Annotated in this window: 12 protein-coding genes; 7 read left to right on the top strand and 5 right to left on the bottom strand. The window is 46.5% G+C overall.

The features are described 5' to 3' along the window. Window positions 1–113 precede the first annotated feature (113 nt). Window positions 114–977, top strand: coding sequence for an HDOD domain-containing protein (locus tag C4S39_RS11640; RefSeq protein WP_103967165.1), 864 nt, complete (start codon window positions 114–116; stop codon window positions 975–977). Between the two features lie 471 nt (window positions 978–1,448). Beyond that, a complete protein-coding gene (locus C4S39_RS11645) occupies window positions 1,449–1,979 on the top strand; it encodes an FxDxF family PEP-CTERM protein (RefSeq protein ID WP_103967166.1) in 531 nt (176 codons plus the stop codon). Window positions 1,980–2,097: 118 nt separating this feature from the next. Here the strand turns inward: C4S39_RS11645 and C4S39_RS11650 are convergent, their stop codons facing one another. The 3 genes from C4S39_RS11650 to glk all read right to left on the bottom strand — a co-directional run bounded on the left by C4S39_RS11650 (window position 2,098) and on the right by glk (window position 6,157). Beyond that, the gene (locus C4S39_RS11650) at window positions 2,098–2,478 is read right to left on the bottom strand and encodes a VOC family protein (RefSeq protein ID WP_103967167.1); all 381 of its coding nucleotides are present in this window, start codon (window positions 2,476–2,478) and stop codon (window positions 2,098–2,100) included. 46 nt (window positions 2,479–2,524) lie between these two features. Continuing rightward, the gene (gene glgP, locus C4S39_RS11655) at window positions 2,525–5,077 is read right to left on the bottom strand and encodes an alpha-glucan family phosphorylase (RefSeq protein ID WP_103967168.1); all 2,553 of its coding nucleotides are present in this window, start codon (window positions 5,075–5,077) and stop codon (window positions 2,525–2,527) included. An 81-nt stretch (window positions 5,078–5,158) separates the two neighbouring features. Beyond that, complete coding sequence (gene glk, locus C4S39_RS11660; protein WP_103967169.1) at window positions 5,159–6,157, bottom strand: glucokinase; 999 nt, start codon at window positions 6,155–6,157, stop codon at window positions 5,159–5,161. A 184-nt stretch (window positions 6,158–6,341) separates the two neighbouring features. Here glk and C4S39_RS11665 point away from each other — a divergent pair, with 184 nt between their 5' ends. The 5 genes from C4S39_RS11665 to C4S39_RS11690 all read left to right on the top strand — a co-directional run bounded on the left by C4S39_RS11665 (window position 6,342) and on the right by C4S39_RS11690 (window position 11,097). Beyond that, window positions 6,342–7,856 carry a helicase HerA-like domain-containing protein gene (locus C4S39_RS11665; RefSeq protein WP_103967170.1) on the top strand — a complete coding sequence of 505 codons (1,515 nt, stop codon included), beginning with the start codon at window positions 6,342–6,344 and terminating at the stop codon, window positions 7,854–7,856. Between the two features lie 436 nt (window positions 7,857–8,292). Beyond that, window positions 8,293–9,375, top strand: a complete 1,083-nt coding sequence (locus C4S39_RS11675; protein WP_103967172.1) for a D-alanine--D-alanine ligase family protein — start codon at window positions 8,293–8,295, stop codon at window positions 9,373–9,375. Between the two features lie 19 nt (window positions 9,376–9,394). Continuing rightward, window positions 9,395–9,865: a GNAT family N-acetyltransferase gene (locus C4S39_RS11680; RefSeq protein WP_013647291.1), complete on the top strand. Its 471-nt coding sequence runs from the start codon at window positions 9,395–9,397 to the stop codon at window positions 9,863–9,865. Window positions 9,866–9,893: 28 nt separating this feature from the next. Further along, window positions 9,894–10,721, top strand: coding sequence for a diaminopimelate epimerase (dapF, locus tag C4S39_RS11685; protein ID WP_181023814.1), 828 nt, complete (start codon window positions 9,894–9,896; stop codon window positions 10,719–10,721). A gap of 64 nt (window positions 10,722–10,785) precedes the next feature. After that, the gene (locus C4S39_RS11690) at window positions 10,786–11,097 is read left to right on the top strand and encodes a hypothetical protein (RefSeq protein ID WP_258039425.1); all 312 of its coding nucleotides are present in this window, start codon (window positions 10,786–10,788) and stop codon (window positions 11,095–11,097) included. A gap of 95 nt (window positions 11,098–11,192) precedes the next feature. Here C4S39_RS11690 and hflX read toward each other — a convergent pair whose 3' ends face one another. Continuing rightward, window positions 11,193–12,542 (bottom strand): GTPase HflX, encoded by a 1,350-nt coding sequence (gene hflX, locus C4S39_RS11695; protein ID WP_103967174.1) that lies wholly within the window; start codon window positions 12,540–12,542, stop codon window positions 11,193–11,195. A 191-nt stretch (window positions 12,543–12,733) separates the two neighbouring features. After that, window positions 12,734–14,839 carry a RelA/SpoT family protein gene (locus C4S39_RS11700; RefSeq protein WP_103967175.1) on the bottom strand — a complete coding sequence of 702 codons (2,106 nt, stop codon included), beginning with the start codon at window positions 14,837–14,839 and terminating at the stop codon, window positions 12,734–12,736. Window positions 14,840–14,868: the final 29 nt, after the last annotated feature.

The following is a 14,868-nucleotide window of genomic DNA, read 5'->3' on the forward strand; positions in this document are numbered from 1 at the left end:
AATAGCTTCTATTAATTGCTTTTTTTGTTAATTTATTCTTTAACTTCTTAGCGTAGCCTGAAAGCCGGTCAGAATAACTCATACGTTGCCTGGTACAGTGGACAAAGGTATTTATGGAAAAAAATGCAATATTAGGTGTATTGGCAACCGAAGTGGAGCAAGGGCGATTGATTTTCCCGACATCCGCTGCTGCGGCGATCAAGATCAAGGAAAAATTAGAAGATCCCAATTGTAGTATGGATTCTATGGCGCGGTTGATTCAAGCTGAGCCGTTGCTGTCGACAAAAGTGGTTGCAATAGCCAATTCCCCTGTGTTTAATCGCTCGGGCAGGAAAATCACCAGTGTACGCTCAGCGGTTACATTAATCGGCATGCGAACGGTGCGAAATCTGGCAACAGCCGTGGTGGTACAGCAACTGGTAGGATCGTTAACCAAAAGCGAGCAGGTTGCCCAATTATGGAAACATTCCGTTTATGTGGCCGCACTGGCCCAGGTTATCGCACACCGGGTCACCTGGCAAGACCCAGAAACAGCCATGTTTGCCGGAATGATTCATGAAATCAGCTGGTTTTACCTATTGGCCCGGGAAAAGTATTATCCGGGATTAACTGATGAAAGCATGACGAGTTCATGGAACAGTGACGAAGAGCTGGAGGAAGACGAAGGTGAACTCAATTGCGAAATTATCATCGGCACTGCCGTCTTAAAAGCACTTTCAGTCCCGGATCCGGTATTGGAAAATATTATTTATCTGTGGCAAGGGTATTTAACATTTCCACCCAACTCACTCGGCGATACACTGCAAATTGCCAATCAGCTGGCTCCGGTCAGATCTCCTTTCACTTTACCCTCTGATCAGAGATATAGCGATGCCTCCGCTAACATTAATTTGTTAATCGATGATACAACACTGAGCGAGATCTTAAAGGATTCGGAAGATGAAGTACGATTATTGACTGAGGCTCTATGCGCGTAACCTGGCTTCGATGTACATAAAATCTATCGCTTAAACTACCCTGGTCAGGGAAGCTCAGGAAATTATCATTACGCATGAAGCAATCGGATGTTTTCATTCAATTGCTTCGGATGAAATCCGGCAACATATTCGATGGAGAGACGATTTCCGGCGCTACAAAACCTTCATGATTGGAAAAAATATTAAAAAGTGCTGTGATTGTTGCAGTGATCGTATTCAAAAATATTATCAGCTTTTTCGATATCAACCATCGGTTGAGAAAATATTACATATCTAACTGATTATATTGATATAGTATTGAGTAATCAGTACAAATGTACTATGCGGGGTTGTGCAGGCATAGTAAGAAATGAGTAGGAATTTCCTATAGATACAATCAAATAATGAACCTAGAATGCCACCCGTACCCAAGTAAGTCCAAGGCGGTTGGTTTTTTAATATTTTTCTTTATTTACTCTATTGGAGATTCAAATGAGAAACAGTTTTAAACTGAAACTATTAGCAGCTGCAATTCTGATGGTCAGTGGTGTTGCTCATGCAACACCGACCGTTATGGGCAATTGGGGTGTTCACGATGATCCTGTCGGGCATGCGAGTGCATTGCTAGGAACTGGTGCTGGAGCGTTTGATCATGTATTTACATTTAACCTAGCTAGCTGGAATGGTCTCGTGTCTATCGCGGTTACCAACGATTTTGGAAAATTTAATATTGATGGCTCTTCTTTGCAGTTGTGGAAAGAAACCAGTGCTGACGGCAACTACACTAATGACACTTCTTTGGGTTCATTTGCATTTGATTCTTCATCAGTGGGTATGGATTTTGGCAATCTTGGACCCGGTAATTACTATTATGAAATTACAGGCACTGTATTAGGCCTGAAGGGGGGATCTTATACAGTGGATTCTTACATTTCTCCAGTTCCTGAACCGGAAACCTATGCAATGTTATTGGCTGGGTTAGGGATGGTTGGTTTTTCTGTACGGCGCCGTCGACCAATCTAGAAGATTTGAAACAGCATAATAATAATTATATTCTGAGTAATGATCTTAAGCCACAGGGAAGATTTTCCTGTGGCTTTTTATTGATCTGGAGAGTGAGCGGTATTTGGCTGCATGCAAACTATCGCATGGAATGCAAGCCGATCATGTTGCCTTCAGTGTCACGAATCAGAGCAATAAAGCCATATTGTCCAATGGATACTTTTCCGCGTACAAGATATCCGCCCATAGCGGTTGCGCGATTGGCTTCAGCAGCACAATCCGCGCACGTGAAATAGACGAGCACGCCGTTACCCCCTTCCGGGCCATTTTCCATTTTCACCAACGCTCCGGATGCGCCCGTCTGGTCACTCTTCATTGGGAAACTCCACAACTCAATTTCCATTTCCGCAGGACTGTTTAAACGTTCCAGCTTTACTTGAAATACTGATTCATAAAAATATCTGGCCCGGTCCATATCCTGCACATAAATTTCAAACCAGCCGACAGGATTATTATTCATTTTCATTTCTCCTGAAGTAAATTAACGCTCTGAGATTTAACTCCTCTTACAGCCATACCATCAAACCCATTTCCAAAGGATGGGAGAGCAATGAATGGTAAGGATAAATGCGGATGAAATATTCCTGTTTACCGCATAATTCCGGAATCAGTTTAAGTTCGAACGAATGCTCGTGTGAATCCTGAGTGCCGGTGAATTCAAACTTGAAGTGATCAAAATTGCATAGCTTGGTGGTTTTAAACTGACGGCATATCAATAATTCAATAATGACGTCTTCCGGGGATAGGCCATTCAGATTTGCGGCCACCTTGAAATTCAGTGCTTCATTAAAATGAATTCGTTCGCAGGGCGTGTCCAGTCGACGTAGTGTAACTCCTTGCCACGCATGCTTTATTTTTGTTTTCCACGCAGCCACATCCTTTGCCACAGCAAAGTCGTTCGCCGCATATAACATACCTTTCCTGCTGGCCGGACTATAGAATTTTGTCACATACTCATCGACCATGCGGGTTGCGTTGTAACGTGGTAATAGGGATATCATCGAATGCTTGGCCATTTTTACCCAATTCGGCGAATAACCGAGTTTCCCATAGTCGTAATACAACGGAACGACCTGATCCTGCAAGATCTCATATAATGCGCGGCCTTCTTCTTGATCACGCAACGTTCCTTCCATATCCTCCGGACCGGGTTTGATCGCCCAGCCATTTTTACCATCGTAACCTTCCCCCCACCAACCATCCAGTACGCTTAGATTGATTGCGCCATTGATACCGGCTTTCATGCCGGAAGTGCCACTTGCTTCCAGAGGGTAGATCGGATTATTAAGCCAGACATCGACGCCTGCAACCAAGCGCCGGGCAAGCCGCAAATCATAGCCTTCGATTAATAAAAGCCGCCCTTCAAGTTCAGGAAGGCTTGCAATTTGACTGATGCGCCGGATCAGATCCTGTCCTGGAACATCGGCAGGGTGGGCTTTGCCGGCGAAAAGAAGCAATACGGGACGTTCCTGATCGAAAATAATATTCCGTAACCAATCGAGATTATCAAATAGCAATGCGGCGCGTTTATAAGTAGCGAAACGACGTGCGAAACCCAATGTAAGAATGCTCGGGTTGATGGGATCAACAAATTTCAGCAACCGATCGAGATGTGCTTCGGAGCCGCGATTCCTGCAATTCTGCTCACTGATGCGAGAACGAATACCATAAAACATTTGTGACTTTAATGATTGCCGTACACTCCAGAACAAATGATCCGGTATCGCATCAATACGCGACCAATAATCGATATCGCACATTTTGTTGCGCCATTCATGACCCAGGTATCGATCAAACAAATCGGACCATTCCTGCGCAAGGAAGGTGGGGACATGAACGCCATTGGTAATATAGGAAATCGGGTTTTCTTCCGGTTCGATTTGCGGCCACAAATCCCGGCAAATATTCGCGGAAACATTACCGTGTATCTTGCTGACGCCGTTATGAGTGCGTGAGCCGTGGATTGCCAGCGCGGTCATATTAAAATCCGGGCTTCCTGATGCATGTCCGAGCGCCATGAATTCCTCGCGTGTAATATTCAGGTTGCGATAAAAGCTGTCAAAATAGGTTTGCATCAGATCCGCATCGAAATGATCATGTCCTGCGGGAACTGCGGTATGTGTCGTGAAAACCGTATTGACTGCCACACTTTCCAAGGCGCTTGCAAAATCGAGCCCTTGCTGCACCAAAGAGTCAATGCGCTCCAGAATCATAAATGCCGCGTGACCTTCATTGATATGCCATATGGTGGGTTTGATGCCGAGGGCTTGCAAAGCACGCACTCCGCCCATACCCAAAATAATTTCCTGTTCTATGCGCATGACTTTGTCGCCGCCATAGAGATTACGGGTGATGTAACGGTCCTGAGGAGAATTTTCCAGCAAATCGGTATCCAGCAGAAACAAGGTGACATGGCCGATTTTTGCCTGCCACACTTTTATGGTGATCTCTCGATGCGGGAGTGGCACTTTAATTTGCAAACTCGAGCCGTCCTCGTGTAATACCGGTGTAACAGGTAAGTCGTCAAAGTCCGAAATGGTATAAGCGACTTGTTGATTACCGAGGATATCAATGGTTTGAGAAAAATACCCCTGCCGATAAAGCAAGCCAATCGCCACAAAGGGAAGATGTAAATCACTGGCTGCCTTGCAATGATCGCCTGCCAAGATGCCCAGGCCGCCCGAATAAGTTGGCAAGCTTTCATGAAAGCCAAATTCAAAACAGAAATAGGCGATCTGATCTTGCGAATCCAGCTCTTTATTAATCGGAACTGCAGAAGCATCGTGGTAGGAATCATATGTGGACAGGATGCTATTGTAAGTGGCAAGAAAATCACGATCTTTTGTGGCTTTTATCAGTATTGATTCATCCACACGTTTTAGAAATGTTTTGGGATTATGTCCGACTGCTTCCCATAAATGAGGGTCAAGGCGGGAAAACAGTGCGCGTGTAGCGCGATCCCAGCTATACCAAAGATTGTTGGCCAATTCCTCCAATCGTTTAAGACGATTCGGTATTTTAGGATTGACGGTAATAGTGAAAGCGGTACGCGGAAACATTCATATTCTCCTTAATAAGAATTATCTTTATATTGATTCGAATAGTAAGGTAAGCGGGTTAAGCCTGAGATAGTCAAATTTTCAACTTTGACTATTGAGCAAATGATGCGCCTCCTGTCTTGCACCAAGCAAGCTGACCTCAGGATTAGTAATTATATACACTGGGAATTCGTGCATTAATTCAGAAAATCTTCCTTTGGCATGGAATGCCCGCATAAAGCCGCCAAGCTTCAAAATATTGAGAATCTTAGGCGCGATGCCGCCAGCAATATATACACCACCTCGTGTAAGTCCGGTCAAAGCCAGATTGCCCGCATAGGCGCCATAAATATCGGCGAATATATTGATGGATTTTATCGCGATTGGATGTTGGTGAGTAAGCGCAAGTGTTGTAATAGTGGCACCGCTATCTTCTTCCAGGTGGATAGGCGCAAGGTTTGAGGCTGTTGCGGAATTCATTTGCAGGAATTTAAAAATATTGGTTAATCCGGATCCTGAAAGTAACCGCTCTACGGATACATGGCCGAATTTATTGTGGAGTGCTTCAAGTAACTGAATTTGTAACGTACTGGTTGGAGCAAAATCCATATGACCCGCTTCGGTAGGCACTGCAAAATAGCGGCCCTCCAACCAAGTGAGCCAGGCGACACCCATGCCGGTACCCGCACCCAGTACCACGCGCATCGAGTGTGCCAGTGATTTCCCAGTCTGCAGTATTGTCACATCGTCAGGCGATAAGCTTTCAATGCCCAAAGCAGCCGCTTCAAAATCATTAATCAGTTTGACGGAAGGGATTGAAAATTCGGCAGAAATGGTACTGCTGTTGATTTGCCAGGGTAAATTGGTTAGTTCCGTCTGTTGCGTGACAACGGGGCCTGCGACTGCGAAGCATGCCGCAAGCGGACGATTGGTACCTCGGGTTCGCTCCAGAAAATCCTGGAAAATTTGGGAGAAGGTTGCAAAATAATGATTGTCATAACGGTGTGTGAGTAACGCTCGCACCTTACCATTACTTATTTCTGCTGATTGCAGAATGGTTTTGGTGCCGCCGATATCTCCACAGACGAATTGCTTGTTCAAGTGTTGTTTATTCAGAAATTAATCAGAAGTATTATTTTGAGCCAGATAAACGACTTCAAAAAATCAATGAGTCGTATGCATCGAACGGGTAGTATACATTGATCTACATGTTTTCATTGTCTTTCCTGTTAATTGGCATACAATGGGACATTCAATAATTACTTCTAGTATTGCATAATTCAAAATGACTGAACCATTGATTATTGCCAAAACCGCCAGTGCTGAGTTGGAGCTTTTGCCTGAAATGTCTACCCGGCACGGTTGTATTACGGGCGCAACGGGGACGGGAAAAACGGTAACTTTGCAGAAACTGGCGGAAAGTTTTTCGAATATCGGTGTGCCGGTATTTATGGCCGATGTCAAAGGCGATTTAACAGGGATCGGCAAGCCTGGCTCACTGACGGATAAAATAAAAGATCGTCTGAGCATGATGCAGGTGGATACTCCTGAATGGAAAGGTTTTCCCGTTACCTTGTGGGATGTGCTGCAGGAAAACGGACATCCGCTGCGTGCAACAATTTCCGACATGGGACCGTTGTTGCTGGCTCGTCTGCTGAATCTCAATGAAACGCAGGAAGGTGTGATAACGCTGGCTTTTAAGGTGGCGGATGATCATGGATTGTTATTGCTCGATCTAAAAGACTTGCGCGCATTGCTGCAATTTGTCGGTGAAAATGCTGATAGCTTTAAAACTCAATATGGCAGCGTTTCATCTGCATCGATTGGCGCCATCCAGCGTAGTTTGTTGCAAATAGAAGAACAAGGCGGGGATCTGTTTTTTGGCGAGCCCATGTTGAATATTGAGGATTTGCTGCAGACTAGCGATGGCAAAGGTGTCATTAATATTCTGGCTGCTGACAAGCTCTTAAACTTTCCGCGGTTGTACAGTACCTTTTTGCTTTGGATGCTATCCGAGTTATACGAGAATTTGCCTGAAATCGGGGATCGTGATAAACCTAAGCTGGTATTCTTTTTCGATGAAGCGCATTTGCTGTTCAGTACCGCATCATCTGTCCTGCTGGAGAAAATCGAACAGGTTGTCAGGTTGATACGTTCCAAAGGTATCGGGATTTACTTTGTAACGCAAAATCCATTTGATATTCCGGAGAAGGTATTGACTCAGTTGGGTAACCGTATTCAGCATGCATTACGTGCATTTACGCCGCGTGATCAAAAGACTGTGAATTCTGTTGCTGACACTATGCGCCCTAACCCGGAACTGAATATCAAGCAGGCCATCCTTGAGCTTTCCGTGGGTGAAGCGCTGATTTCCTTTCTCGCGCGCGATGGCTCCCCAGGTATTACCGGACGTGCGTATATACTTCCTCCGGTCAGCCAGATCGGACCGATTACACTGGAAGAACGGCAGCAACTACTGCAGTCTTCTATTGTAACTGGTGTGTATGAGCAGGAAATTGACCGTGAGAGCGCCTTTGAATTATTACTGGCGCGTACGGATAAAAACATGTTGGATAGCACTTCGCAGGTTCCTGACGATAAGAACCTGAATAAACCTTCGGAAGAAGGGATTCTGAAAAATCTGGGTGATTTATTCTCGAAGCCATCGGGAAGACGAGGAGGGCAGCGTGAGGGAGTCATTGATGTCATGGCAAAAAGCGCAGCGCGTTCAATAGGCACGTCAATTGCCCGCGAAATCACTCGTGGTCTGCTCGGATCGTTATTGAGCAGGCGGCGTTAGCAGGCTGGCATTTAAAAACATAGCGGATTATTGTCCGCCATCTTCACCGGATTGCTCAATTTTTTGCCATTCCAATTAAATTAATATCCGCGGCGCACATACCATTACGCATTAAGCCCTCCCTACAACAAGAGCCGTTAATCGAACCCTAAAACGAGACGGTGCCGAGTGTCTGGAACATCATCCGCCAGATTCAAATCCAAAAACCTCATGATTGCAACTTCGCATTAACCATTGATTCAACTGATTCATTACTGAATAAGCACTATCAGATTTCCGTCCGTAGCTTTCCGATTGCACCTGTCAATCCGGAAAAAATTACTCAGCGCCGTGTAAACCGAACAATTGAGTTGGCGTTAATGAGCATGGTTTTGCTTAATTTAAATTTCTTATTGCATCGATTGATTAAATTTCCAGGGTTTCTATAAAACCGGCCATGCAAAAACTCAATATCGCTTATACCTGCAATATCCGCCAGCCAGGCATGGAAGATGAGCGCTACGGCGAATTTGAAAGCCCGGTGACCATTGCGGCAGTAGCAACAGCGCTTGAACGTATAGGGGCGGATGTTGAAGTGATTGATGTGGGTAAAGATATTTACCATCAGCTCGAGAAACGCAAACATCAAATCGATCTGGTATTCAATAACGCAGAGGGCCTGGAGGAGCAGGAGCTGCGCGAAGCCATTGTTCCCTTCTTTTGTGAGCATTTGGGTATTCCGTATACCGGCAGCAGCCCCAAGACTTTTATCAACAAAATGGATAAGGCAACGGCAAAAAGAATCGTTGCCTATGAAGGAGTGCCAACAGCGAAATTTCAACTCATGGTGCCGGGTGACCAACTCAAGGATCTGGCTTTTCCCTTAATGGTTAAACCTTACAGCGAGGGGACCAGTATCGGTATCAGCCAGAAAAGCAAAGTGCATAATGAAGCAGAGCTTAATGCCGCCATTGCAGCGGTTTATTCTCAGTGTGAGCAAGCTGCGCTGGTGGAAGAATTTCTGCCTGGAACCGAATACACGATCGGTTTGATTGGAAACTATGTGTTACCGATACTGGAAATTAATTTTGCCCATATTCCCGGGCATCCACAACTGCGCGATCCGCACGTAAAAAGTATTGAGAACCCGTATATTTCTCATCTGGCCTGGACAGATCAAGCCAGAAACTTTGCGAAGCTGGCGATAACGGCGCATGGAGCACTAGAGGCGCGTGATTATAACCGCATGGATTTTCGCGTGCGTGAGGGTCAGCTGTATTTCCTCGAGGCGAATGTCATACCCGGTATCCACCCGACAGATGCGGATCTCACCAACATGTGCCGACACGTTGGTATCGCGCACCAGGATATGGTCGCATTAATTGTCGATAAAGCGGTGAAGCGATTGGCATTGCGTTATCCCAGATTTCATGACAAAACCCAATTACTTGAAGACATAGCGGATTCAACTCTCAACAAGGTGGCGAAAGCCGGTTTTCTTACTCATCAGGGGCGGATGTATACCCTGCTCGGAAAATAATTCATCTATAAATGAAATCATGATTGTTCCCATTTCTAAAGACCTGTTTCCTGATCTTGTGAAAATTGCATTGCAAGATTTCAGCTCCCTATATCAAACCGAAGTTCATGCTGAACTGGAAGACATTGTGCATGGCCGCTGTTTCGGGCTGTGTGCCGTGAATGACGGTCGCCCGATTGGGTATGTGATCGCAAAAAGAACGGTTGATACCTATCATTTGCTGACGATCGCGGTGGATGAGAACCATCGGGGCAAAGGATATGGTTCGCGCTTACTGGATGGAATTTTTGCTGAGGTCGCGCAGCAAGGGGGAAGAATACTCAATGTCATTACCGATGCTGATGCCAGCGAAAGTCTGCGTTTTTATCTTAAAAACGGATTTTTCCTCACGGGCATCGTGCAGGATGAATTTATCTCAGGTGTGGCCCAAGTGCATCTAACCCGAAGGATGGGCTCAAGCCTGAAACAAATCAATTTTACAACCGCTTAACGTTAGAAAGGGCAAAGCAATGAGGATTATGGCAACAAAAATGGACGGTTGCGGCAACTCATTCCTGTTGGTTGATGAGATGAAGAACCCTGTGCCCGGATTCGATCGCGCGCGAATCTCACATGCCTTGGCAACACAACATGATACCGATGGGATTCTTTATGTGGATCAACAGCAGGGAATGCCTACGATGAAAATTTTTGATCGCGATGGTACCGAAGAAACCATGTGCGGCAATGGGCTGCGTTGTGCAACGCGTTATTTCCGCGATACTTATGTGCACAGTAATGTGTTCAACATCATTACCGGCGATGGTCTGAAGGAAGTGTTCGTCAATAACGACTGCGTTGAGGTCAATCTGGGTGCCGCGCGGGATTACCGGCAAATCGATCAGAATTGCCATTATGTGTATACCGGCGTGCCGCATGTCGTGGTTATCGGTTCCGAGATCAGCCTGGAAACCGCAAGGGCACAGGGGCAATCGTTGCGCAACGATAAATCCCTGTGCGAGTTGGTCGGCCACCCGGAAGGCGTGAATGTCAATTTCATTTGGCGCACTACAGATAGCATTACCCTGCGTACCTTTGAGGTTGGCGTGGAAGATGTCACGCAAAGCTGCGGGACCGGCAGTGCGGCAAGTGCTTATGTTGCAGCTGAGGTGTTTGGAATCGATTTGCCCATCCTGACGCATTCTCTGGGTGGTAGCCTACGTATCAGAAACGATGATGGTGGGTTGTCGATCAGCGGTCCGACGCGCTATCAAGGAAAAGTGATCGGATTTGACCATGCAAACTTTGCCAGATCCGTCGAGCCGGTCGACTTCTGGCAGCGCAATTATGCCTGGCAGGGAATGTAGACCGCTTGCTAACCCGTTTGTAGCTGAAAGATCGGTACGGTTTTTATTACTGCGGCATTGTTAAATGCCGGAAAATTTTTTCATAAGGCAGGATATGGAATTCTCATTCGTTACCTTCTTTCTCATCATGGCTGCAATGGCGGTGGCGGATGTTTGCTGGACGCTGTATTTTATCGATGTGGATGAAAGAAGGGCTCATGCTGCCGCGTTCTGGTCGGCAATGATCATACTGGTCACCGCATTTACCGTCACCAATTATGTCGAGAACAAGATTTATATCGCAGCCGCTTTCCTCGGGGCGTATTTGGGCACCTATGGCACGATTGAATGGAAGAAAAAAATGGAATCGAAATCAAAGCCTGAATTGATCGATTGAGTTTTTCCAACGCCTGCCCCGCATCAGCCGCGGTATTATATCTGCACTCCAAATAACAGTGGTTCAGCGATTTCTGAAGAATTAATCAACACTCATTATCGCACTTGCTCGAATCGTTGGCGCAAGCTTTTCACCACGCCGGATTCGCCGCGGACCCGGAAGAAAGCGCCTTCACCATCTGCACGTTCTTCCAGCACTTTACAATTGGCGTAGATTTGGCTGCGCAGTTGCTGCGCCGTCCAAGGCAGAAAAAGCTCGTCTTCCACGAGATCTTGCTGGAAGAATGCGACGATTTGCTGGTGTAAGCTGGCGATATCGTCAGGGCGGCGCGCGCTCATCACGATGCAAGCCGGGTACAGGGTTTTGAGCACGGCTTCGCATTCAGCTTGCGCTGCGGCATCTCCGGTATGATCGATCTTGTTAAAAATACGGATACGTGGAATATCCTGTGCATCAATTTCTTCAAGCACTTTGTCGGTGACTTCAAGCTGGCGCTCATAGCCGGAGTCGCTCGCATCGATGACATGAAGCAACAGTGATGCATCCAGCGCCTCGTCGAGCGTTGATTTGAACGATGCGACGAGGCCATGCGGCAGATTTTTTATGAATCCGACCGTATCGCTGACGAGCACGCGCGGCACACTTTCGGGGTGAAGGGTGCGCACGGTGGTATCGAGCGTGGCGAAAAGCTTATTGGCCACCAGCACTTCGCTGCCGGTGAGTGCGCGCATCAAGGTGGACTTGCCTGCATTGGTGTAGCCGACGAGCGCTACGCTGGCGTTTCCCCGCCGCTCCAGCCGGCGTGCGCGCTGAATCTGGCGTTCGGCATCCATCGCGACGATTTCCAGTTGCAATTCTGCGATGCGGTCACGGATCTTGCGCCGATCCAGTTCAGTGTGCGATTCTCCGGCACCCCGTCCGCCGGTGCCGCTGCGTTGCCGGCCTTGCGGTCCCGCCAGCTTGGCCATTTCGCGCAGGCGCGGCGCCATGTAGCTGAGACGTGCGATTTCCACCTGGGCACGCGCAGCGGGGGAACGTGCATTACGATGAAAAATCTCAAGGATGACCATCGTACGATCCATTACCTCGCAACCGGTTTCTTTTTCCAGGTTGCGCGCTTGTGATGGCGAAATCTCGTGGTCAACCAGAATCACGTCAATAACCTTTGTGTCAGATTTGGCATTTTGCGGTGTTTCCTGTCCATCACCATCAAATTCGTTGTTTACAAATTGGCGGATCTCCTGACGTTTCCCGGCTCCTAAATATGCTGCCGCGTCAAAGCCGGAACGTTTCTGCATGAATCTATGCACGACTTTAAACCCCAGTGTCTTAGCCAGTTCGCATAACTCGGTTAACGATGCTTCGAACTCCGCGTCTGTCACGCTGGACAGCTGTACAGCCGCCACAACCGCGCATCTGGATTTTTCTTGGGATTCGTTTTGCATGTGCTAATAGCCTTTGTTTGGAAAATTAAGCCGGGTGACCATTATTGTTGATAAAGATCATCAGCAGAAAAAATATGCATTATGAGAATATTCTGCATTAACAGTTAGAGCACATAACTGAGGATTATTGTCTGTTCACTTATGCGCTGATTCAGAAGGATGCGGCTGGGTATCAAGTGGTGAATGCGAGTTTAATCTTCTATGCGGCTGATGGTGGAAATTTCGCGAAGGTGTCTGAGGCCGCGGATAACTTGTGAGAGATGAAGTCTGTTGTTAACTTGCAGAACGAAGCGCATGTGCATGTAATCATTTTCACTTTCCATGACAATATCGTCAATATTTGAATCGGCTTTGGCTATTTCAGCGGCAACCCGCGCTAATACGCCTTGTTTATTGACCGCAATGATTTTAATCGCGGCTTCAAAAGTGCGGGTGATATCTTTTCCCCAAGTAACGTTCAGACAATTTTCCTGACTTTTGGCGTTGTGTGAGATGTTACTGCAATTCAGCATGTGAATGATCAGGCCGGAATCTTTTTTGATGATGCCGACGATGGCGTCTCCCGGTATCGGACGGCAACATTTGGCAAATTGGACAACCAGACCCTCAGTTCCCATGATGGTAATAGGAATAGCCGTTTGTTCATGGGAAATGGATTCTGCCGGTGTTGTCAGCCGTTTCGCTACAATAGCCGGAAGCTGTTTTCCTAGGGCCATTTCCGTAAATAATTCTTCCCTGGATTTGACGCCGCTATCGCGCACTAACTTATCCCATTGTATCGCGGTAATAGAATCCGGATCGATATTGAATGAAGTTAGCGCCTGATTTAACATGCGCTCACCTAATTTAATCGATTCTTCGTATTGTATCGTCTTGAGAAAGTGGCGAATATGGGAGCGTGCCCTACCGGTTGCGACATAGCCGAGCCAGGATGGATTGGGCTTGGCATACGGCGCTGTAACGATTTCTATGCGGTCTCCACTTTTCAGTTTTGTGCGTAACGGCGCATTTTCACCATTAATTTTGGCGGCAACGCAGCAGTTTCCGACATCGGAGTGAACGGCATAGGCAAAGTCGACGGCGGTTGATCCCCGTGGTAGTGTCAATATCTTACCTTGCGGGGTGAAAACAAAAACATCGCTAGGGAATAAATCGATTTTCAGATGTTCCAGAAACTCGGATGAATCCGTTGAGCTGCTCAATGTTTCCATTAAATTCTGCAGCCACTGGCTGGTTTTTAAATGCAGCTCATCAAAATTTCCATCCAGATTTTTATAGAGCCAATGAGAAGCCACGCCATTTTCAGCAATTCGATGCATTTCCGCCGTGCGGATTTGTATTTCGATGGGGATGCCGAATGGACCCAGTAATGTGCTATGCAAGGATTGGTAATCGTTATTTTTGGGAATTGCTATATAATCCTTGAATTTCCCTGGAATCGGTTTGTACAGGCTGTGCAGCATTCCTAATGCAACATAGCATGAGGGAATGTCTTTGACGATTACACGGAAACCGTAAATATCAAGTACTTCAGAGAACGATAAATGCTTCTCCACCATTTTGTTATAAATGCTGTAAAGATGTTTCTCGCGCCCGGTTACTTCCGCTTCCAAATGCACTTCTTTTAGTTTCAGCGAGATGGTTTCCAGAATTTTTCCAACAACTTCACGGCGATTGCCACGCGCTGCTTTGGTCGCTTTTACCAGTACTTTATAGCGCATGGGATAGGAATATCTAAAACCCAGTTCCTGTAGTTCCTGGTAGATATTGTTAAGCCCCAGCCGGTGGGCGATGGGTGCATAAATTTCCAGTGTTTCACGGGCGATGCTGCGCTGCTTTGCCGGAAGCATGACCTCCAGCGTCTGCATATTGTGCAAACGGTCTGCCAGCTTTATCAGAATGACGCGGACATCTCGGGCCATAGCCAGCAACATTTTGCGAAAGTTTTCAGCCTGAGCTTCTTCTTGCGTTTGGAATTGAATTTTTGCAAGTTTGGAAACACCATCAACTAATTCCGCAACTGGTTCACCGAATCTTTCGCTGATTTCCGCCTTGGAGATATCGGTATCTTCTACGACATCATGCAATAAAGCCGCTGTCAGGGTAGGGGCATCGAGATGCAGTTTGCTTAGAATTCTTGCGACTGCTACGGGATGAGAAATGTAAGGTTCCCCGGACTTGCGGAATTGTCCTGAATGAGCTCCTAAACCAAATGAATAAGCATTTTTGAGTTGAATAATATCTTCTGGTTTAAGATACTTCGATGTTTCTGAAAAAAGAAAATCTGCTTCTGGCATTGAATTTAATTCATTGAGTATGCATCATC

It is taken from the genome of Nitrosomonas ureae (assembly GCF_900108305.1).
GTDB lineage: Bacteria > Pseudomonadota > Gammaproteobacteria > Burkholderiales > Nitrosomonadaceae > Nitrosomonas > Nitrosomonas ureae_B.